This window comes from Microcoleus sp. D3_18a_C4 (genome assembly GCF_036702415.1).
GTDB lineage: Bacteria > Cyanobacteriota > Cyanobacteriia > Cyanobacteriales > Microcoleaceae > Microcoleus.
Window position 1 is genome coordinate 14,486 of sequence record NZ_JAUBTI010000056.1, and the last position, 22,328, is coordinate 36,813.

Below are 22,328 nucleotides of genomic sequence, written 5' to 3' on the forward strand. Positions count from 1 at the left end.
TAGAATTTAAGAAAGCGACCCCACGGATGAATCCGGGGGCTTGTCAGCAAATTGCTTGATTGTCACCCGTCCTTTACTTAAGCTTTAAATATCTTTATCTGTTCTTTACAAAAATGCTTATAAAGTGTAGCATATTCACTGATGACATCGAGCTAAAAATCTATCAATATAAATCTATTAGCTCTATCCTTATACAACTTATAAATCAGCGGTGCGCGCAAGACTTGTTAATTTTTTTCAACTGTATCCAGAGCATCTTGCTTTGGGATGCAGTAGTTTCCCTAGTAGTTCGCGGAGAAGGATTTGTGATGTGTTTGCAGTTGGCCGCTTCTCGGACAGACTGCCAAGTGAAACAAGCATGATTCGCAAACCTTTGCAAATGGAGAAAAACGGTAAATTGCTGCAACACAATTTCAGTGTTCTCAGCCAGATTTACCGGATGATGGCAAGAGATGCTTTGCAGGTACTCAGACACGGCTCAAAGTCCCGCAACCTCACAAAAGACGATCGTAGTGAGGCAAAGCGGTGAATTATAAAAAGAAAAAATTTACTCTTTTAATAGCAAACGATGACGAGGACACGCGCTTTTTGGTGAAGGAAGCACTGGGAGAAGTTCGATTAGCAATTACGAGCGAATTTGTGGAAAATGGAGAACAAGTGCTAGACTACTTGTACCGTCGCGGTCAATATCTTGATAGCAGCAATTGGCACCAGCCCGACTTGATACTTTTGGATCTGAATATGCCGAGGCTGGACGGACGAGAAACACTAACTTCGATCAGATCAGACCCCCATTTGCAACAAATTCCGGTTGTAATCCTTACAACTTCCCACCGCAGAGGAGATATCTTGCTTTGCTACCGCTTGGGAGCCAATTCTTTCATATCCAAACCAGTCACTTTTGAAGGCTTGCTGGAAGTAATGAAGACTTTATGTGAGTATTGGTTTGAAATCGTTTCACTTCCGCCTGATATGTAAGCTTTAATGGAAAGCTAAATCCATAGTTTGAGTGTATAGTGAATTTGATAAGCCGAAATATTTGCCGATCGCAAGTATCGCTATCAAAACAAAAAAGTTGCCTTCGACTCGCTCCGAACGCTATAGTTGTGTTAACACGTAACCAATGTCTGAAAATTTTGTTGGTTGAGGATGACCTCGGATCTCCGACAATGATCGAAGACCTTCTAGGGTCATTCAGCGAGTCTCTATTTCTTCTCCAAACTGTTAAGTCTCTGGAGATAGGAGTTGGGTGTCTGGAAGTAGAAAAGTTTGACGCCGTACTATTAGATTTGTCAGTGTCAGACAGCTTGAGGGGAAGCGAGGATCTCGCAGTTTTGAAAGGGCGATGGCCCACATTGCCAATTGTGGTGCTGACAGATATCAGCGATGAAAATATTGCCCGGTCAGTATTGCGCTGGGGCGCTCAAGATTGTTTGGTAAAGGGAAGATTTCAGAGAACTCTGCTGGTGCGGGCAATCCATTACGCGATCGAACGCCAGCAAATCGAAGAACAATTGCGGCAGCAGGCTCTCCGACAGCGCCTGTTGGGCAAAATGATCGAACATATTCGATCGTCAATAGATCCGGCAAGCATTCTCCAAAGTACAGTCGCAGAAGTGCGCCAATTTCTCCAAACAGACCGCGTTTTAATTTATCGCTGTCAGGATTGGGTGTCTCAATTGGACGGGGAAGAGCAAAAAGGTGCGATCGTCGCAGGTGACGGTTTGCCATTCGGTTATATTGAAAACCAAAATATTAGTGCTGCTTTGGCGGTGTCATGCTTTGTTTTAGTCGAATCCCAGTCGGTACAAGCAATAGCCGATGTCAGCACTGCCCCCTTGGCTGGCAGTTGCAAAGAATTGTTGACAGATTGTGAAATTGCAGCAGTTATCAGCGTACCAATTTGGCAATCAGGCGACTGGGAAACGGCAAAAGAAACACAAGAAGCCACTGTTTGGGAAGTCGAGAACAATCAAGATGCAGCGGAAAATTATATCTGGCACGAGGCGAGTGGCAAACCGCAGGCGCAGGGTAAAAATTTGCCGGATTCGATCGCAGAAAATCGCAATAGTTTGTGGGGAATGTTGACAGCATACAATTGCAGCGGTGTCAGGGAATGGCAGCAGTGGGAAATAGATTTTTTACAGCACTTGGCAAATCAAGTGGCGATCGCGATCGAACAATCTCAACTTTACCGCAAGCTAGCAATAGCCAATCAAAAATTGCAGCAACTGGCAACTACTGACGGACTGAGTGGCATTGCCAATCGCCGCCAGTTCGATCGCGTTTTGAGATTAGAGTGGCGCAGATTGGCAAGAGAGGAACTGCCGCTGTCTTTAATTATGTTTGACATCGACTTTTTTAAACTTTACAACGAGTTTTATGGACACCTCGGCGGGGACGATTGTTTGCGCCAAGTTGCGGGGGCGATCGCCACAGCGACCAAGCGGGCTGGGGATCTGGCCGCCCGCTACGGTGGCGAAGAATTTGCCGTAGTGCTGCCCAACACTAGCCCCGAAGGGGCAAACGCTGTCGCCCAACAAATTTGCGACGGCATCGCCAGCTTGAAACTGCCCCACGCGCGATCGTCGATCGGCCCCTACGTTACCCTCAGTTGCGGCATTGCGACAGCGATTCCTTCTGCCCAAGAATCTCCCGACACCCTAATTCTCCGCGCTGACAGCGCCCTTTTTCAAGCCAAAACCGAAGGCAAAAATCGCATTTGTCACGCTAGCAGTAACTCGGAATCTTCCCCGATTTTTATGTAAAAGTTGAAGGTAATTTGTAATTTGTAATACCGTGTTTGATTTGTCACTCACGACTCAAAACTTATATTGTTGACCAAGAATTTCTTGATGGTACCCGCCACGTGATTTATCCGTGGAATCAATCCAAAATCTAAAATCTAAAATCCTCAAGCCCCCGAATTTATCCGGGGGGTCAATCCAAAATCTAAAATCTAAAATCTAAAATCGAATGACCTTGGCATCAGGATAATAATTTTCTGATATCATGTCCGATCGATTGACCATAATATCCTGGCCGGGCGGGTTTTTGAGATTGTTAATTATTAGCAGATATTGTTGGTGAACCCGCCCCTACCTGATTTCGGCTAATCGACCGGACATGATATTACTTGTTTAGGAACAGGCAAGATGCCTGTTCCACAAGAAAATTCAGTCTTTGTGGAACAGGCATCTTGCCTGTTCTTGATCAGGGTGCAAAATGTGAGATATTACCCCATTGCCGCTTCCCAATTTCCAATTACCAATTGCTAATTTATTGCCCCAAATTGGAAGTCCTACCAGTTAAATTCGGCCGCACGGGAATTTCAATCAAAAACTCCGCTCCCTCACCCGGTGTCGAAATACAACTCAATCGGCCGCCGTGGCGATCGACTATAATCGAGTGAGAAATCGACAGTCCCAAACCCGTACCCTTGCCCACAGGTTTAGTCGTGAAAAACGGGTCAAACAGCCTCGATCGCACTGACTCCGGTATCCCCCCCCCGTTATCCGCAATAGATACCGCTACGAAGCCCGCAGCAGCCTGATAGCTGCGAATAGTGATGGTGCTGGGATGTCGATCGCACTCCTCGATCGAACGCTGCTTGTCCCGTTCTTCCAAAGCATCGATCGCATTAATTAAAATATTCATAAATACCTGATTCAACTCACCAGGAAAACATTCAATTTGTGGCAATATTTGGTAATCTTTAACTATCAGAATTTCTCCTGGGCTGCTGTGAGATTTTAACCGATTTTGCAAAATCATCAAAGTGCTATCAATTCCCTCGTGAATGTTAACCGACTTCCCTGCGGACTCGTCCAATCGGGAAAAATTACGCAACGATTTCACGATCTCGACAATTCGCTCGGTGCCTACTTGCATCGAATTAAACAATTTCGGGAAATCCTCAACAATATAATCCAAGTCTATTTCATCAATTTTATCCAAGACTTGGGCCGGAGGATGAGGACAGTAATGCTGGTAAACTTTAATCAATTCCAGCAAATCTAAAGTGTAATTGCGAGCCGGACTGAGATTGCCGTGAATAAAGCTAACGGGGTTATTAATTTCGTGAGCAACACCAGCAACTAACTGACCCAAACTCACCATTTTTTCATTTTGAACGAGCTGAGCTTGAGTCGTTCGGAGTTTGTTAATAGCTGCTTCTAACTCTAGGGCTTTTGAACGTTCTCGCGCTTCCGATTCCTGCAAAGCTGACTCGGCTTGTTTGCGATCGGCAATTTCACTTTGTGCTTGCTCAAACAGCATTGATTGCTGGATCGCGATCGCCAACTGCACGCTAATTTGTTTGAGACACTCGACCTCAATTTCCAGCCAGTGGCGGGGGCCAGCGCACTCGTGGGCAATCAATAGCCCCCACAACTTCTCGCCTTGCAAAATCGGCACTACCAAATTAGCTCGCACCTGAAATTGACTTAATAAATTAATGTAGCACCGGGAAAGACCAGCTTTGTAAATATCATCTACAGGTACAGCCCGACCGTGTTCGTAAGCAGAAGCATAGCTGTATTCAAAGCAGGGATCGTTAATAGTTAGTCCCTGAATCGATCGCCACTTTTCGCCCACCGACTCGACAGTTACAAAACCGCTCCTATCGGGATTAAAGCGATAAATTATTGTCCGGTCTGTTTGCAAAAATTGCCGTACTTCAGCAACAGCTTTTGTCAAGATTTCTTTTAAATTGAGAGAAGATCGAATGCGTTCCAGCATCTCTACCACCAACCGTTCTCGCTTTAATTGCTGGCGCAAGATAGCCTCGGCAAGTTTGCGAGAGCTAATATCTTCAATCACACCAATTACATAGCTAGGTTCCCCAAACCCATCCCGCACTAAAGATACAGTCATATTAGTCCAAACAAATGAACCGTCTTTGCGAATAAAGCGTTTCTCAAGGGAATAATTAAAAATTTCCCCAGCTAACAGTCTGTCGCGCGACTCGACATCTGCTGCTACATCTTCGGGGTGAGAAATCTCCCCAACATTTCGCGCTTTCAGTTCCAATTCTGAGTAGCCCACAATATTGCAAAAGCCTTGATTTGCATTCAAAAATTGACCGTCTGGCCACACTTTCACAATGCCTATCGCCGCTTGTTCAAATACCGCTCGAAATCGCTGTTCGCTTTCTTGCAAAGCAGTTTCGGCTTTTTTGCGATGGGTAATGTCCATTGCCGTGCCAAACATCCGCACCACCTGACCCAACTCATTTTTAACAGCTTGTCCTTTAGCGTTAACGTGCCTAATTTCTCCTGATGGGAAATAGATGCGGTGGTCGATATCGTAAGCTGTTCCTTCAGTCACTGCTTTTTGTACAACTTCTGCGAACCTTTCTTTGTCATCGGGATGAATTTGCTCTAAAAGTTCTTCCATTGTCGGTGGCAGATTCAATTCTCGACCGTAAACTCGAAACAGTTCTTCCGACCAAGTAATAACTCCTGCCTCCCTATCGAATTCCCAATTGCCGATGCGGGCTATTTTTTGCGCTGCTTGCAACTGTTCGGCAAGTAGTTGCAGAGATGCGATTAACTGCGTTTTTTCGGCTTCTGCTGCAACGCGAGCGCTGATATCTTTGTGAGTGCCTGTTATCCGCAACGGCGCACCCCATTCGTCGTACTCGACTACCTTGCCCATCGCCAGAATCCACTGCCAATTTCCCGCTTTGTTGAGCATCCGAAATTCAAATTCATAGATATCTGTCTCACCTTCCAAATAGGAATTTAAACATTCCATTACCTTCCGTCGGTCTTCGGGATGCAGCAAACTTTCCCAACCTTTGAGGTTGTTTTCAATTTCGGTTTCTGCATAGCCAAGCATTGATTTCCAATAAAAGTCGAAATAAGTTTCGCCAGTAGCTATATTCCAATCCCACAGCCCCAAAGAGCTGCCTGAAACCGCCAACTGCAAGCGCTCTTGACTGAGTTTTAATGCCGATTCGGTGCGTTTTATTTCTGTGATGTCGGCAATTATGGCTATCATTCCTATCGGTTGACTAGCGCTATCTTTAATGCAGTTAGCGCGCAAGAAAGTTTCTATAATATCGCCCTTTTTACTCTTGATTTCAATTTCACTTTCCCAGGAAAAACCTTTCCGCAGCACCCTAAATAACTGTCTCAAATCTTGAGATTTGGGGTACATTACTGCTGGGCCCCCGGCATTATTTAGTTCCTCAACTGTATAGCCGTAGCGCTGAATAAATGCTTGATTGTGATAAACGGAATAACCGTCCAAATCTGCGATCGCGATCGCATCACTAGCGCTGTCTACAGCTTGAGTTACCAGGCACAGAGTCAGTTCGGCTTGTTTGCGATCGGTAATGTCAAAAATCGCTCTGTCGAGCCACAAAACCAGCCCTTCTAGATTGTAAGTTGGCCTACCTCTTTCCGACATCCACCGCACCGCCCCGTCATCGCGGACAATCCGGTATTCTAGATTGTACGGCTGTTTCGACTCTACGGCTGCGCTGATTTGTCGATCGACCATTTCCTTGTCGGCCTCGTGGACAATTGTCGCAAAACTCAAGCGGTTGTTGCCAATAAAATCCCCAGCAGGATACCCACTAATTACCTCAATTTCATCGCTAATAAATACCATCGTCCCATCAGCATCGTACAAGCTGCGGCAGATAGCGCCGGGGATATTCTCAACGAGCGATCGAAATCTTGCTTCGCTCTCCCGCAAAGCTGCTTCTGCCTGTTTTAAATCAGTAATATCCAGCACCATGCCTTCCCAAACTATATCCCCTTCCTGCCCTATTTCAGTCGGACAATCAACTCGTTCCGGTTTCGACGAAACCCCTTGCATCCACTTAAGTTTTCCCGACGGTACAATCGCGCGCCATTCCTGCTGCCAGGGCTGCATATTTGCCGCAGAAACAGCAATAGATTCTTCCAATTTTGGGCGGTCGTCTGGATGAAGACAACTGAACATAAGTTCGGGATTCTGCTGAATATTTTCTGGTGCCAATTCATATAAATCCCGGCAGCCAGAAGAAATGTAAGGAAAAGATATTTTGCCGCCGATTGAGAGCCTAAATTGATAAATTATTCCCGGCAAGTTGGCAGCAAGTTGCTGCAATCTAGCTTCGCTTTCTTGCAGCGCTAATTGTTTGCGCCTCTCCTGAGTGATATCTCGAATTATCCCGACAAGAATTTTACTGCCATCGCTATTTTCAAAGACAGTTTTTTTAGTAGACAAAATGTGCTTTGCACCCCTGCCGTCCGTAAATATTTCCTCGCTCTCGTTTTCTTCCCCCGTCCTAAACACTTGTTCGTCATTCTGCCAAAAAATCTCAGCTTCTTGTTTTGGGAAAAAGTCGTAATCCGACTTGCCCAGCAGTTCCTCGCGCTGCTTGCCGAGCAGCTTGCAAAAAGCATCATTTAACAGTATCCAGCGGTGCTGTTCGTCCTTGACAAAAATGGGGTCAGCCAGTGCATCTATCGTATAATTCAAGAACTTTTTACTAGCTTCCAGTTCGGAGAGTGCTAAAATTTTATCCGTAATATCGTGGATAGTTCCTGTCGTCCCCTGTGCCGCGCCGTCCCAGCCAAACATCAAAAATTCTTGCACTTCCACCCAGCGAATTTCGCCAGTTTTGGTAAGATATCGAATTTGATAGCAACTGGATCTTTCTTGATTTTCGCTCAGACCTCTCAACGAATTTAAATATTGGTATCGATCCTCAGAATGAATGTAAGTCAAACAGGAAGTCCCTAAGCTTTCATCAACGGTAAATCCGGTAATTTCTGTCCAAGCTGGATTGAGAAAAGTCCAATTGCCTGCAGTATTTGTTTCAAAAACTACTTCTTTGATATTGTCAACAACCTGCTGGTATTTTTCTTGACTTTTTTGCCATTCTGCTTGCCGTTTCTGGCGGGCGATCGCGCACCTGAGCGTCCGTACCAGCAGCCGGCTGTCTACCTGTCTTTTCACCAGATAATCTTGGGCGCCGGCGGCAATTAACTCGACAGCCAGTTCTTCGTCATCGGCTGCTGTCAGAATGACGATCGGAGTATTTATACCGCCATCTTGAAGTCGGAAAAAAGTATTAAATTTTGGGCTGTCAGGAAGTGAAAGATCCAATAAAATTACATCAAAAATTTTGTCGCTTAAAATTTCTATCGCTTCCCGGAGGCGGACTACATTGGTGACATCAATTGATTGTCCTAGTTGGCCCTCAGACAGCAGTTCTTGAATGAGTTCTGCATCTTCTGCACAGTCTTCTACTAAAAGAATTTTTAAACCAGGCGTTAAAGTTGACTCAAAAACAGATGTCATACCATTTTATATTTTAGATTTGAGATGGGAGATTGGGAATAACTGATGACTATCGCGGTTTGGTTCTTGCGTACAGTGGCATTTTTTTTACTGGTATCCTTTTGCTATTTTTTAGTAATTATAAAATCTCAGCACCGGATGCAGCTACCTAGCTGATGATGGGGGAACTTGAACCGCACCCTTGAGAGTGCGCTGTGTGCTTGCAGACCGCGCATATCTATTTGTAGAATTGAGTTGTTCGCTGCAAGTTTTCCGCCTCGCCCCAAACCTAGTGGCCCAAAACTCTCATTTTCTTACCAATATTGCCACTCAACTCTATTTTAATTTACAACCTTTGGCAGGGGAATAGCAAGAGGCAAGTCAAAAGAGCGCGGAGTAATCAGGATTTGCATTGCTGATAGCCTGTGAAACTTGAGATTATAAATTGCCGTTTAAAGCTTGCCTAAAGTTGCATTATTTTTTCAAGATGGTATTACTACTAAGCTACGATAATTCCCGTTGATTTACAAGATAATATCTGAGATTGTGTCCGGTTAATTGCCCGCAATTAGCGCCTGTTTGTATTGATCAATGCAAGTCCTCTCTCGGGAGCATCTCAGTTTTGCATTTACAGTGCGAGCGTCCCCGCTCGCGTATTGTACAATACGCGAGCGGGGACGCTCGCACTACAATAAAAAAAATGCTTTTTACAAAACTGAGATGCTCCCCCTCTCTCGATGGAGGAACCAAGACTTGCATTCCTTGCTACAAACCTAATTACCAACTTAATTATGGTTGTCTAACCGGACACAATTTAACTCAGTTGAGTCGCTCAATTTTTCTGCGGTTTGGGCAGCACAACTGTAAACACGCTGCCTTGACCGACATTGCTGCTAATAGCAATCTCACCGTTAAAAGGTTTTAAAAGTTCAATACAAGTATAAAGTCCTAGACCTGTTCCTGTCGGTTCGCCTTCGGTTTTTTCCTCGCCTTTAGGTGGCTTTGAGGTGTAAAAAGGGTCAAAAAGTTTTGACACATCTTCAGATGATATGCCGCATCCCGTATCTGCAATATCCATGTATATGTTGGAGTCGTCTTGCCGAGTCACGATAGTTATTTCTCTGCTTTTCTTTGCCCACATAGCATCCATTGCATTATTGATTAAATTATAAAATACTTGAGAAAGATAGGAATAAATTAAGGGAATGCTGGGAATTTCTTCGTCATAAAAGTATTTTTTTCTAATCTTATTTTTAAAATACAGGTTGCCTTCCAATAGCTGAATTTCTCTCTGGACTAAATCGTTGATATTCACCGGGTGCAAATCTTGCTTTTGCTCGTTTCGGCTTTTCATCATCAGAGTATCCATGATCTGATTGATTTTTGTGACTGCTTGAAAAATATACTTGGTATAATTAAACAGAGAATCTTCTTGAATTTGTGTGGCTTTTGTTTCAATCAAATCGACGCTAGTCTGGATCACTTGCAGCGGACTTTTGAGGTTGTGAACCATGCCCTGAGTCAAACGCCCGATGATGGCTGTTTTTTCCTGGTTTATTAATTGCTTGGTTTTTTGTTCAACAAGTTTTTCCAGGTTTTGGTTGAGGTGGGCCAGTTCGAGGTTTTTTTCTTCGAGTTTTTTTTGCAAGCTGCGGATTGTCAAGTGGGTTTGAATCCGGCTCAAAACTTCTTCGTGTTGGAAAGGCTTAGTGATGTAGTCAACGGCTCCTGTCTGAAAGCCTTTTACTTTATCAGGGGTATCGGAAAGGGCGCTCATGAAGATGATGGGAATATCTTGCGTTGACGGGTCTGCTTTCAAACGTCGGCAAGTTTCAAAACCGTCAATTCCTGGCATCATGATATCCAAAAGAATCAAGTCTGGATGGATGTAGTCAATTTGCTCGATCGCACTTTCGCCGTCTAGAGCCACTAATACTTTAAACCCGTAATTCCTTAACAACTCGAAAAGTACGTCAAGATTTGTTTGGTTGTCATCGACAATTTGTATGATGCTTCTTTCGGAATTCTTATCGTTCATATTCAAGGGAAATATTCAAATTTTTGAGTTTTGAGTTGTGGTTTGTGACGTAAAATCGGATTCAATGAATTTTCTGCGGATCTAGAAACCCGGTTGCTTCCTAGATGCTTCTATTTGCCATAACCCTTTGAGGAACCGGTGGCGAGTCCGGGCCGCCCCAGCAGATTAAGTTGTCCCTTCGCGGGAGGCCAGAACCCCTGATTGAGAATGGTACTCAGGGCGCGAGAGTTAACTGATTTTGAGTTGTCTGTTAGCTACCGTCAATTTTAGGACAAATGTTGCTTCAAAAAATCTCGAATTTGCTTGAGCTGAAATCCTTTAGCAAGTGGGCGCAGGTGATGAACGAAAGGCACTAATGTCGGGTCAGAATGTTCGAGTTTAGCAGTTTCTTCCAGAATAGCTTCAATATCGCCCATTGCAGCCAATCTTAACAACGCCAAGACTGACTCTGAGGCAGGAGACACCATCGTTGAGTCAGCAGCAGCAATCTCAGAAGATGCTTTTGTCGTTTGATCTGTCCGCTTTTTGGTTTGCACTCGTTCTTCGTAAACCCATTCTAGTCTCAAATGCAGGCGCAATAATTCTAAAAGCTCGTTAGTTTGAATCGGCTTGGTGAGAAAATTATCGCAACCTGCAAGTATGCTCTGTTGCCTGCTAGTCTCGTAAACGTTAGCGGACAAAGCAAGGATAACCGTATCTTTTAATTCCGGCAACTGTCGCAGCCGCCTGGTAGCTTCCCAACCGTCCATTACCGGCATCAGCAAATCCATTAAAATTAGATCCGGTAGAAATTCCTGTGCTTTGTGCAAGCAGTCTTCGCCGTCTGCAGCTTCTGCAATTTCAAAGCCTAAATGAACAAGCAGCCTGTGCAACATGGCGCGATTTACTTCGTGATCGTCCACTATTAGCACTTTCCGCTGGGGGCCGGTAAAACCGACAAGCCGCCTTTTTTCTTGCCGGGAGGGGAGTTCAGAACACTGGGCGACTGCGGGCAAGTCTAGATCCAACCAAAATATGCTGCCTTTGCCGGAGGTACTTTGGACGCGAATTTGGCTGCCCATCATTTTGGCTAATTTTTGGCTGATGGAAAGTCCCAGGCCGGTACCTTCGACGAAATTGTTCTGATCGCCCACTTGATGAAAAGGCAAAAATATTTCTTCTAATTTATTCTGAGAAATGCCAATGCCGGTATCTTCGATTTGAAAGCGAATTTTAGGGGTAGGGGCACGATCGCCAATATAGTCTGTTATCACCTCCCGCGCTTCTGTTGTTCCCTGCGGCGGTATCGACATTTGCTGCGCGTCTATATTCCCGGCTAAATTGATTGTTTGAGTGGCAATTTCCGCTGTCAAACTAGAATTTTCGCAGTTGGTTTGAGGATAATTATCGGGGAAATTTTCTGCATAACCGACTTTGAATGTAACGCTGCCGCTGTTCGTAAACTTAACGGCATTGCTGAGCAAATTAATCAAAACTTGACGCAACCTTTTTTCGTCTGCCAAAATGCCGTCTGGAAGCGCTGAAACCTGCTCGTAATTAAAGGCAATTCCTTTTTGAGCAGAGCGCATTTGGAACAAATCAATAATACTTTTAACAAAACTGGAAAAAGGCACCTTTGTCCGTGACAGTTCCATTTTACTAGCTTCGATTTTTGAGAGGTCTAAAACATCATTAATCAGCATCAGCAGGTGGTTGCCGCACTGGTGAATGTTGTTAAGACTTTCCTGCTGATCGGCGGTCAAATTTTTATCGACTTTGAGCAGTTGAATGTATCCCAAAATCCCGTTCAAAGGCGTCCGCAATTCGTGGCTCATGTTGGCGAGAAAGTCGCTTTTAGCGCGGTTGGCGGATTCGGCGGCTTCTTTAGCTAATTGCAGGGCGGCTTCTGCAAGTTTGCGATCGGCAATTTCGGTTTGTGCTTGTTCAAATAGCGTCGATTGCTGAATGGCGATCGCCAACTGCACACCCAATTGTTTCAGGCACTCTGCCTCCAATTGCTGCCAGGGACGCGGGCCCGTGCAGTGGTGGGCAATTAACAGCCCCCACAAGTTTTCGCCTTGCAAAATCGGCACTACCAGATTCGCTCTCACATCGAACCGAGTCAACAAAGCCAAGTGGCAGTCGGCCAGACCGGCATTGTAAACATCTTCTGTTGCTCTAATTCTGCCGTCTCGGTAAAGAGTAACGTAGGCTTCCCCAAAACAGGGGTCATAAATATCCATTCCTACAATTGGTCGGAAATTTTCGGCAACCGACTCGACAGCGATAAATCCGCTCCAATCTGGATTGAATTGGTAAATAACTGTGCGGTCTACTTGCAAAAAATGCCGCACTTCTTCGACAGTTTTGGTAAGAATCTCTTCCAGATTTAGAGAAAACCTAATGCGTTCCAGCATGGCTACTGCCAACTGTTCGCGCTTTAATTTTTGGCGCAAAATTACTTCAGATTCTTTGCGTTTTGTGATGTCGGTAATTACTGCCATTAAGCCGATGTAAGTCCCATTAATATCTTGAATACTGTCGGCTCGCACCAGAGCAGTTACTGCTTCGCAGCTCTTAGTTTGCAGTGAAAGTTCGCCACACCAAGAGCGACCTTTGCGAAGGCTTTTATAGATTTGTTTGTAATTTTTCGGCCGGACATAAAGCGCGGCCGTATCGCCTAGATCGTTGAGTTCTTCCACCGTGTAGCCGTAACGCTGAATGAAGGCTTGATTGTGGTAAATAGACCGCCCTTTTAAGTCGGCGATCGCGATCGCGTCGCTGGTACTTTCGACGGCTTGAGTGACCTGCAGTAAAGCTAATTCTGCTGCTTTGCGATCGCTGATATCCGTCATGGAACCCACCATCCGCAGAGGGTTTCCGGCTTCGTCCCACACTGCTTGAGCGCGGGCGAGCACCCACTTATAGCTGCCGTCTTTGCACTGCAAGCGGTATTCGGCGGCGTAATAGGGGGTTTGCCGATCGAGATAACCTTGGATCGCTGCTTGCACTCGTGAGCGATCGTCTGGATGGATGCGATCGATCCATGCGCTGTTGGTGCTGTCGATTTCGCCGTCTGCGTAACCGATAATTTCTTGCCAGCGGGCCGATCGAAAAGCTTCATTTGTTTGAAGATTCAGATCCCAAATTCCGTCTTGATTGCCTTTGAGAACTAACTGCCAGCGTTCTTCACTTTTACGCAATTCTTCTTCGGCTTGTTTGCGCTGAATATGATCGCCCAACTGAGTCGCTACAGCCTTGACCAACTCTACTATACGCGGTTCCATAATCGAGCGATTGCGCTTGCAGAATACTAAAACTGCCAGCACCTTTGAGCTAGCGTGAATGGGCACTCCGAAACAAGCTTTCAATCCGACTGATGCCGCCATTTGCGATCGGGCAAAAAGATGATTTTTGGCTAGAGAAATATCTTCAATCCACTCTACATTTCTGGTTGACCAAATCCGTCCAGGTACTGCCACTCCGGCGGCGAATCTAATTTTTTTACTTTCGCGGCCGAACGTATCTAAATCGCGATCGCTAGCGTACCAAGTTTCGCTGTGTTCCAAAAAAGTACCGTTAGCAGTCGGTATCCAAGCTTCCGCAAAATCCCAGCCGATCGCATTGCACAGCAACCGCAGAATCTCTGGGAGGGCGCTGTGAAAATCTGCCGACTGACTAATGGCTTGAGTTGCTGCCAGCAACAGCTTTATTTCATCTTCTGCTTGCTTGCTTTCTGTAATATCAGTTGCCGTGCCGAGAATTTGTTTTAACTTACCGTCTGCCGTTTTCGCAAATACAGTATCTCGGCTAACCATCCAGCGCCAAGAACCATCCTTGTGCCTAATTCTGTATTCAATTTCAAAGATATCCCCTTCGCTGCCTGTTTCGACTTGCTGTAAATAATCAGGCATTTTGATTAAATTTTCGGGGTGGATTAAAGTTGACATCATCCACGGCCCCATTGCCTGAATCTCCTCTACTGTATAGCCAAGAATGTGGTAGATAGAAGCGTTTGCATAGATATTTTTTTTTTCAATTAAGTCGCAAACATACAAAATATTAGGACTGGCCCCAGCAATTTGCTGAGCGAATCGCTGGCTCTCTCGCAGTGCTGCTTCTGCTTGTTTTCTTTGAGAAATATCGCGAACAACGCAAATAGTTTCTCCGCCGGCTAGCATTGTCAGCGAGACATCTATAGGGACTTCCGATCCGTCGCGACGGCATCCTACTGCTTCGGTGCTGTAAGAACCTTTCTGCACTAAAGTCGGCAGGACTTCTTGCTCGAACCTTTGCAGTTCTGCACCTTGGTAGAAGATTTTCCAACTTTTACCTAAGATTTCTTCGAGAGAGTTGTAACCGTAGATATTGAGTCGTGCTGCGTTGCAATAAATCACCTCTTTGTCGGCACTGAATATGGCGATACCTTCGGAAGCAGCCGCCATTGCTGCTGCTTGCCTGTGGAGTTTTGACTCGAAACGTTTGCGATTGGTGATGTCGCGGACGATCGCCATAATTTCGTCCTCCGTGCAGAAGACAATTCTCGCTTCAAAATCGTAGAGTTCACCATTAACTGGCATTTGATATTCTACGACTTGAATCTCGCCAGTGTCGATCGCTTGTTGATGGCCCGACAAGATTGTGTCAGCAAAAGCAGCCGGCAAGATGTCTTGTGCTTTTTTGCCAATTAGTGATTTTTGTGGTAGGATATTCTCGAAATCTTTGGCCGGTTTGAAGTCTACAAAAGTGCCGTCTGCCCGACAGCGAAATATCATGTCTGGTATCGCATTTAAAAGAGCGCGGTTGGTGGCTGCGCTCTTACGCAATTCAGCTTCAGCTTGCTTGCTAAATGTAACGTCGCGAGCCACTGCATAAATCAAACCTTCTTCTGCAAACGGCGATGCTGTCCACGACAGCCATTTATAAGAACCATCTTGGCAAAGATAGCGGTTTTCTAAGCTAATAACGGGGTGGCTTTTTTTAAGTTTTTCTAATTCCGCTACAGTAATTTCTAGGTCTTGTGGATGGACGAATTCTATCAAAGGTTTGGCTAAGATTTCATCACTGCTATAACCCAATACATTTGACCAAGCGGGGTTTAAGCGTTTGAAATAGCCATCAAAACCTGCAATGCAAAGTAAATCCAGCGACAGATTAAAAAATCGATCGCGGTCTTGCTGGGTTTGTTTCAATTCGGTAACATCCATCACCAAACCGTCCCAAACTATATCGCCGTTGGCTTGCTTTTCTGGCTTCGACGCGCCTTGCAGCCATTTCACTCGATCTCCCATAATTTGCCGCCACTGGTGTTGCCAAGCTTGCTGAGTCGCCGCTGAAGTTGCCATCGAGCGCTGCAAGTCTGAGATGTCGTCTGGGTGAACTGTTGCAAAAGCCAAAGTGGCATTTTCTTCTATTTGTTCTGGCTTTAAATTGTATATCTGCCAACTGCCGGAAGAAACGTAAGTAAAAGATGTTTTACCATCTACATAAAGCCGATATTGATAAATCATTCCCGGCACGTTGTCGGTCATTATTTGAAATCGAGCTTCGCTTTCCTGCAACGCAACTTGCTGGCGTTTGTATTCGGTCACATCTCGCATTGTTCCGACCAACATTTTACGACCATCGGCGTTGTTAAAAACTGTTTTTTTTGTAGAGATAATGCGTTCTTGACCGCCGCCATCGGTAAAAATTTCTTCTGTTTCCTGAGAAAGACTTCTTTGCAATACTTCCTCGTCTTGTTGCCCAAAAAAAGCCGCTTGTGCTGGGGGCAAAAAATCGTATCCTGACTTGCCAATCAGTTCCGATCGCCTTTTTCCTATCAAATTGCAAAAAGCATCGTTTAATAGTATCCATTTGTGCTGCTCATCTTTGACAAAAATCGGGTCAGGAGTAGAATTAATCGTGTGATTTAAAAACTCTTCTGATGCTTTTAATTGAGCTTCGTAACGGTAGCGATCGCTCACGTCCAAGACTACTTTAATCAGGTGGTCGATCGAGCCGTCTAGCGCGCGAATACAGCGCAGGGAAACTCTAGTGTAAAGTGTTTTTCCGTCTTTTCGGCGCCACCTTTTGTCTAGAACATAGCCTTCGCTCTCCCCTGCAAAAATTTTTTTTAACTGCTCTATACTGGCCTGCAAGTCTTCAGGAAAACCCCACTTCTCCCAATTATCATGCAAAAAATCTTGGCGATCGTATCCCAGCAAATCACACAAAGCATCGTTTACTTCCAACCACTCGCATTTTTCTGGTGCTGAGGGGGAACTCCCAGGAGCAAGAATGGCAATTCCGACGAGAGAATTCTCGACTACCGAGCGATATTTTTCTTCGCTTTTTCGCAAAGCTTCTTGGTTGTGCTGTCGCTCGACTGCGTAGCGAAGCGATCTAATCAACACTTCGCTGTCGATTTTTCGCTTGACTAGATAATCTTGAGCTCCGGCTTGGATTGACTGCACGGCAAGCTCTTCATCGTTGCGGCCCGTCAGTACGACAATCGGAGTATTTAGGCTATATTCTTGTATTTTGACAATTGTATTTAAGTCTTGGCTGTCGGGCAGCGAAAGATCTAGTAAAATCACATCAAAATGTTCGCCGACCAAAAGTTCCTGCGCTTTGCTGAGACGGTCTGTACAACTTACTGATAGCCTTTGGGGTTCGGCTCTACTGACATTTGTTTCTAATAATAATTCTTCGATCAGATCGGCTTCTGCTTGATTGTCTTCGACCAGAAGAACTTTAAAGCCGTTTCGCTTGGCGGGTGGGCTCAAAACTGATATCATATACCTTGTTTTTTGTCATAAGGCAGTGTAGCAAACTATTATAGCATATAAAGAATTGTATAGCCACAAATCCCGCCGTTCGCCGTTAAAAACCCTTTGGTTCCACAATTACAAGGGAGCATCTCATATTGGTAAAAACACTTTTTTTCCCTCCTTCCTTCTGACTCTTTCCTTCGGCCTCCTGCCTCATAACTCCTATTTCTAGCTTGCTGCCAAAGTGAGATCCTCCCAATTACAATGCACTCTATCTCAGAGGTTGGACTATTCTCAAAAACGGGATTTTTTGCCAGTTTCACAAAGAGTAACTTTTCTTGGGATGGGTTCTTTTAACCCCCCCCGTAAAAGGCTTATTGATGGTGCAATATCTAATATCTATGCGTCTGTGTTTTTGCTCTAAATAGGTCAACGCAATCAGAGGGAAAATTTTTTAAGGTTTTTAGAAGATCGGTTTCAGGAGGAAACTAAGCTGCTGGGTGTTGTTGTTTGTTTGGGCGATCGCCCCTGCGATCCGATTTTAGATTTTAGATTTAGTCCACAGATGAATCGCGCAGGTTGAACTAGAATCTCAAATTTTGGGCGACTCACGACTCCTGTCGGAAAGTAAGTATCCGTTTTTGGGCGGGTTCAGCCGATCGCGCGATCGAACCCCACCCTTTGTTGCCCTTGGATTCCGCTACCAACACAATCCGAGCCATATCCCCGCACCAATAAGCGCTCAACGCAAAAAAAGCGGTGAGAACTATCTTCGCTATTCATATTTTTACCACTTCTTTTATAATACCTTACATAAACTCATTACTGCGATTTCTTTACTTTTTGCAATCAAATAAAATATCTCCACAGGCCTTGCTATTTAGCAAAAAAGTGATAATGTTGAAATAGAGGCAATCGAAAAATCGGTTGATACAGCCTAGAAAAAAAATTGAGAATTTTTGTAACCAAATTAAAATTCCCAATAAACTGTCTTTTGTTGACTGTACTTTGACCGAAACTTTGACCGAAATGAGCTGAAGTTGAGAGGAAAAAAGCAATGCTCGACAATTTAGCAATTGAACAAAAACCCGGTTTAATTCCCAAAGAAAAAGCCTTAGTATTGTTGTTTGATGAAGTCGGCATCGCCGACATCCCATTAGTAGGCGGTAAAAATGCTTCTTTGGGCGAAATGATTCAACAGTTAACCGCCCAAGGAGTCAGAGTTCCCAACGGATTTGCAACTACAGCATACGCTTACCGATACTTCATCCAGTCAGCGGGCTTAGAAGCTAAATTGCGCGAAATTTTTGCCGATTTAGACGTAGAAGATATGCAGAACCTGCGACAAAAAGGCAAGCAAGCGCGGGCACTGATTCTCGACACACCATTTCCGCGAGAACTCCAAGCGGCGATCGCGGATGCTTACGAAAAATTGTGCGATCGCTACGGCGACAGTACAGACGTAGCAGTGCGTTCCTCCGCCACCGCCGAAGACTTACCCGACGCCAGTTTCGCGGGACAACAAGAAACCTACCTCAACGTCCAAGCTTGCGCTGGTGTCCTCGAATGCTGTCACAAATGCTTTGCTTCCATATTCACCGATCGCGCGATTTCCTACCGCCAACAGCGGGGTTTCGACCACTTTGAAGTCGCCCTATCAGTCGGCGTGCAAAAAATGGTGCGATCGGACTTAGCATCCTCCGGCGTCATGTTCAGCATCGACACCGAAACCGGATTCAAAAACGCCGTATTAGTCACCGCCGCCTACGGATTAGGCGAAAACGTCGTCCAAGGAACCGTCAACCCCGACGAATACTTCGTCTTTAAACCAACCTTAAAACAAGGTTTTCGCCCAATTTTAGAGAAACGACTCGGCAGCAAAACCCTGAAAATGGTGTACGATATCGGCGGTTCTAAATACACCAAAAACGTCTCCGTCATCGCAGCCGAAAAAAATAAATTTGCCATCCAAGATGATGAAATTCTGCAACTAGCAAAATGGGCAGTAGTCATCGAAGAACACTACTCTAAAGTGCGCGGGACTTATACCCCGATGGACATTGAGTGGGCAAAAGACGGCAATACGGGCGAATTGTTTATTGTCCAAGCGCGACCCGAAACAGTACAATCTCAAAAGTCTGCTAAAGTTTTGCGAAACTACAAATTGCAAGGCAGCAGTGCAGTTTTAGCAAAAGGACGCGCCGTTGGCGAATCAATCGGACAAGGCAAAGCCCGCGTGATTTTAGATGTGCACAGAATCGCTGAATTTCAATCAGGAGAAGTTTTAGTTACCAACAAAACCGACCCGGATTGGGAACCGATTATGAAAAAAGCAAGTGCGATCGTCACCAATTCCGGCGGCCGCACTTGTCACGCCGCCATCATCGCCAGAGAAATGGGAATTCCCGCCATTGTCGGCACCGGCGACGCCACCCAAATCTTGAAAAACGGGCAAGAAATCACTGTTTCTTGTTCCGAAGGAGAGGAAGGCAAAGTTTATTCCGGTTTGCTTCCTTTTGAAATTCAAGAAACTGCGATCGAGAATTTGCCCCGCACCCGCACTAAAATTTTAATGAATGTCGGGAACCCAGAAGAAGCCTTTGGTTTATCAGCCATTCCTTGCGACGGCGTAGGCTTAGCGCGGTTGGAATTCATCATTGCCAATCACATTAAAGCACACCCGCTGGCACTGATTCACTTTGACGAATTGGTAGATGAATCAGTCAAAGAAGAAATTGCCAACCTGACAGCACTTTACCCAAACAAACCCGATTTCTTCACCGACAAACTAGCCCACGGAATTGCCACAATTGCCGCCGCATTTTATCCAAATCCAGTTATCGTGCGGATGAGCGATTTCAAGAGCAACGAATATGCTAACCTTTTGGGAGGGCGGCAGTTTGAACCCAAGGAAGAAAACCCGATGATCGGGTGGCGCGGCGCCTCTCGCTATTACGACCCGAATTACCGCGAAGCTTACGCTTTGGAATGCAAAGCATTAAAGCGAGTTCGCGACGAAATGGGCTTGACAAATGTGATTCCGATGATTCCATTTTGCCGCACCCCAGAGGAAGGTCGAAAAGTGTTAGCCGAAATGGCAAAACACGGTTTAGTTAAGGGCGAGAACGGCTTGCAAGTGTATGTGATGTGCGAATTGCCGAGCAATGTCATATTTGCTGACGAATTTGCCCAAGTTTTTGACGGATTCTCGATCGGCTCTAACGATTTAACTCAGCTAACATTAGGATTAGACCGGGATTCTGCTTTAGTCGCACACATTTTTGACGAACGGAATGAAGCTGTCAAGCGCATGGTAGCAATTGCCATTAAAGCCGCCAAGAAGTACGATCGCAAGATTGGGATTTGCGGCCAAGCGCCCAGCGATTATCCTGAGTTTGCTCGTTTCTTGGTTGAGTTGGGAATTGATTCGATTAGTTTGAATCCCGATTCGGTTTTGAAGACTTTGTTAGATGTTGCTAAGGTGGAAGGTGCGGGTTCGTTGATGGATTTAGCGGGGGATGTTGCTAAGGTTTAACCGTTTTGGTTTGGGAGAGCAACCGATTTCTCAAAAAGTTTGTGGGATGGGCGTCCCGCCCGTCTTTTTTGGACGGGCGGGACGCCCATCCCACAATAACAATTGAAATTGTAAGTTATTTAATTCGCCCTCCTCACTCCCCAGCTAACGGTTAACACAGGGGCGGCCTAGTTTGAGACTTGAGCGGGAACTTTTCTTATTTAAAACCGTCTTTTCGACGAGGATTTTCTGTTGCCCTCGCCTAAATCAAAAAACATATTCTCCACATAAGCTCTGAAAATGTGCTAACCGCTCTCCTGATTATTTTCATAGGTTTAGCTCCGTCGCTGCTGTCTTTGTGGGTGATGCGCTCTGCCCAGAGCCAAGCCCGCGACAGAATTGCAGCGGCCAGACTTGCGGTAGCCAATAGAGCCCTGCGAACTCAACTACCAACTGCCGATCGCACTTACATACAAAGCCTCGGTTATTCGATCGGGGATATCACTTGCGAGTATAACGCCCGCTCTAATTACATTCGCTGCGCTGTCAATCCTTCTGGGCCCTGTCAAGATTGTCGGTACTACCAAGCCAGAACTCTTGACGCTCGCGGTGAAAAGATATAGCTTATATTGGTGCTTGTATCTACGTCTATTTGCGGATGTAGTAATCAATGAGTTAGTATGTACTTACGTGTAATGATTATTGGTGAAGCTTGTTTGGGACGACCCACGCCCCAACTCAGCAATTAAAACCTAATCGAGCATTATTGCTTGGTTACAGTTGCCATAACACGCGGATTGCGATCGGTGTTTTTCTAGTTGAGGACTTACGATCAGAAACCAGGTTTAGATGATGAATTTTGGTTGGGCGACGAGAAATCTAGACAGAAATTGGGTTTCTAGTCTCCTCGGCTTAACTCCTGCAGTTAAGAAAATTAGCGAACAAAAATTCCAAGTAGCTGATGGGCAAATCTCCCAATCAGTTGCTCCAAAACATCATGAAAAATTCTGCACGAAACATTGTCCCGATCATTTATCTCAAACTGTCAACCAGCTCGAAGACTCGCTAGTTGACAGTTTGAGAAGTTGCTTGTGGCGGGCACTAATCTGTTTTTGCGATCGTAGCGAAACAGTCTCAAACCTAGATTGCTATCTCCCGACTCCAAGTCATGAATTTTTAAGACGCTTCGTCGATACAGGGTATGCCAATTTCAATTGAATCTCATATGTTGCACCATTTTCAAGAATAGGCTTTCTGGCCTGTTCCACAACAAGTGCATTTTCTTATGGGCTGGGCAGGAGAGTCCGCCCATAGAAGGATTATTGAGAATGGTAAAAGATATCAGTTGAATGACACTTCGGGCACGGTCAGCATAATTATGTGACGGCTATCACTCCCTAATTAATGTCTAGTTGCTATTGTGAATAGGGCTTGCACACCCAAACCAAAGTAACCGAGTTTTTTACCGTGAGCGACGGCTGCAACCCAGTCTTTTGGTTCATCAAACCCGGTTTATGCGTCCAGAGATAGTGAATTTTATCGGGAAATTAAAGTGCATTAGACGATCTGCAGAAAACCTCATCAAGTAAATTTTTGAGAACTCCTGTTATTATCTACTGCGCCATGTAAGAGATATTCGTGTAACAGATACACTCGCTAACAGAAAAGAAAAAAGCCGAAGGCCAAATATCACCCGATAGAGAGGTTCTTGGGATTTAAACCCCCAATTCTCAGCGCTTCTGCCGGCGATATTTGCAATGCTATC

Annotated in this window: 10 protein-coding genes; 6 read left to right on the forward strand and 4 right to left on the reverse strand. The window is 45.2% G+C overall.

The window, feature by feature from the left end:
- The first annotated feature begins 358 nt into the window (after positions 1-358).
- The 3 genes from QUB16_RS21520 to QUB16_RS21530 all read left to right on the forward strand — a co-directional run bounded on the left by QUB16_RS21520 (position 359) and on the right by QUB16_RS21530 (position 2,768).
- On the forward strand, positions 359-529 hold the full coding sequence (locus QUB16_RS21520; protein WP_333319223.1) for a hypothetical protein: 171 nt from the start codon (positions 359-361) through the stop codon (positions 527-529).
- Positions 526-978: a response regulator gene (locus QUB16_RS21525; protein WP_333319225.1), complete on the forward strand. Its 453-nt coding sequence runs from the start codon at positions 526-528 to the stop codon at positions 976-978. Before QUB16_RS21520 ends, QUB16_RS21525 begins: the two co-directional genes overlap by 4 nt.
- Positions 979-1,106: 128 nt before the next feature.
- Positions 1,107-2,768 (forward strand): diguanylate cyclase domain-containing protein, encoded by a 1,662-nt coding sequence (locus tag QUB16_RS21530; RefSeq protein ID WP_333319227.1) that lies wholly within the window; start codon positions 1,107-1,109, stop codon positions 2,766-2,768.
- 511 nt (positions 2,769-3,279) lie between these two features.
- Here the strand turns inward: QUB16_RS21530 and QUB16_RS21535 are convergent.
- The 4 genes from QUB16_RS21535 to QUB16_RS21550 all read right to left on the reverse strand — a co-directional run bounded on the left by QUB16_RS21535 (position 3,280) and on the right by QUB16_RS21550 (position 17,832).
- The gene (locus tag QUB16_RS21535; RefSeq protein WP_333319229.1) at positions 3,280-8,301 is read right to left on the reverse strand and encodes a PAS domain S-box protein; all 5,022 of its coding nucleotides are present in this window, start codon (positions 8,299-8,301) and stop codon (positions 3,280-3,282) included.
- A gap of 811 nt (positions 8,302-9,112) precedes the next feature.
- Entirely contained in the window at positions 9,113-10,318 is a 1,206-nt protein-coding gene (locus QUB16_RS21540) for a hybrid sensor histidine kinase/response regulator (protein WP_333319231.1), read from the reverse strand.
- A 266-nt stretch (positions 10,319-10,584) separates the two neighbouring features.
- Positions 10,585-17,076 carry a PAS domain S-box protein gene (locus QUB16_RS21545; protein ID WP_333319233.1) on the reverse strand — a complete coding sequence of 2,164 codons (6,492 nt, stop codon included), beginning with the start codon at positions 17,074-17,076 and terminating at the stop codon, positions 10,585-10,587.
- 624 nt (positions 17,077-17,700) lie between these two features.
- Positions 17,701-17,832 carry a hypothetical protein gene (locus QUB16_RS21550; RefSeq protein ID WP_333319235.1) on the reverse strand — a complete coding sequence of 44 codons (132 nt, stop codon included), beginning with the start codon at positions 17,830-17,832 and terminating at the stop codon, positions 17,701-17,703.
- A 274-nt stretch (positions 17,833-18,106) separates the two neighbouring features.
- Between QUB16_RS21550 and ppsA the strand changes: the two genes are divergently transcribed.
- The 3 genes from ppsA to QUB16_RS21565 all read left to right on the forward strand — a co-directional run bounded on the left by ppsA (position 18,107) and on the right by QUB16_RS21565 (position 21,781).
- Positions 18,107-20,584 (forward strand): phosphoenolpyruvate synthase, encoded by a 2,478-nt coding sequence (gene ppsA / locus QUB16_RS21555; RefSeq protein ID WP_333319237.1) that lies wholly within the window; start codon positions 18,107-18,109, stop codon positions 20,582-20,584.
- A 281-nt stretch (positions 20,585-20,865) separates the two neighbouring features.
- The gene (locus QUB16_RS21560; RefSeq protein WP_333319239.1) at positions 20,866-21,186 is read left to right on the forward strand and encodes a DUF6464 family protein; all 321 of its coding nucleotides are present in this window, start codon (positions 20,866-20,868) and stop codon (positions 21,184-21,186) included.
- A gap of 226 nt (positions 21,187-21,412) precedes the next feature.
- A complete protein-coding gene (locus tag QUB16_RS21565; RefSeq protein WP_333319240.1) occupies positions 21,413-21,781 on the forward strand; it encodes a hypothetical protein in 369 nt (122 codons plus the stop codon).
- Positions 21,782-22,328 lie beyond the last annotated feature (547 nt).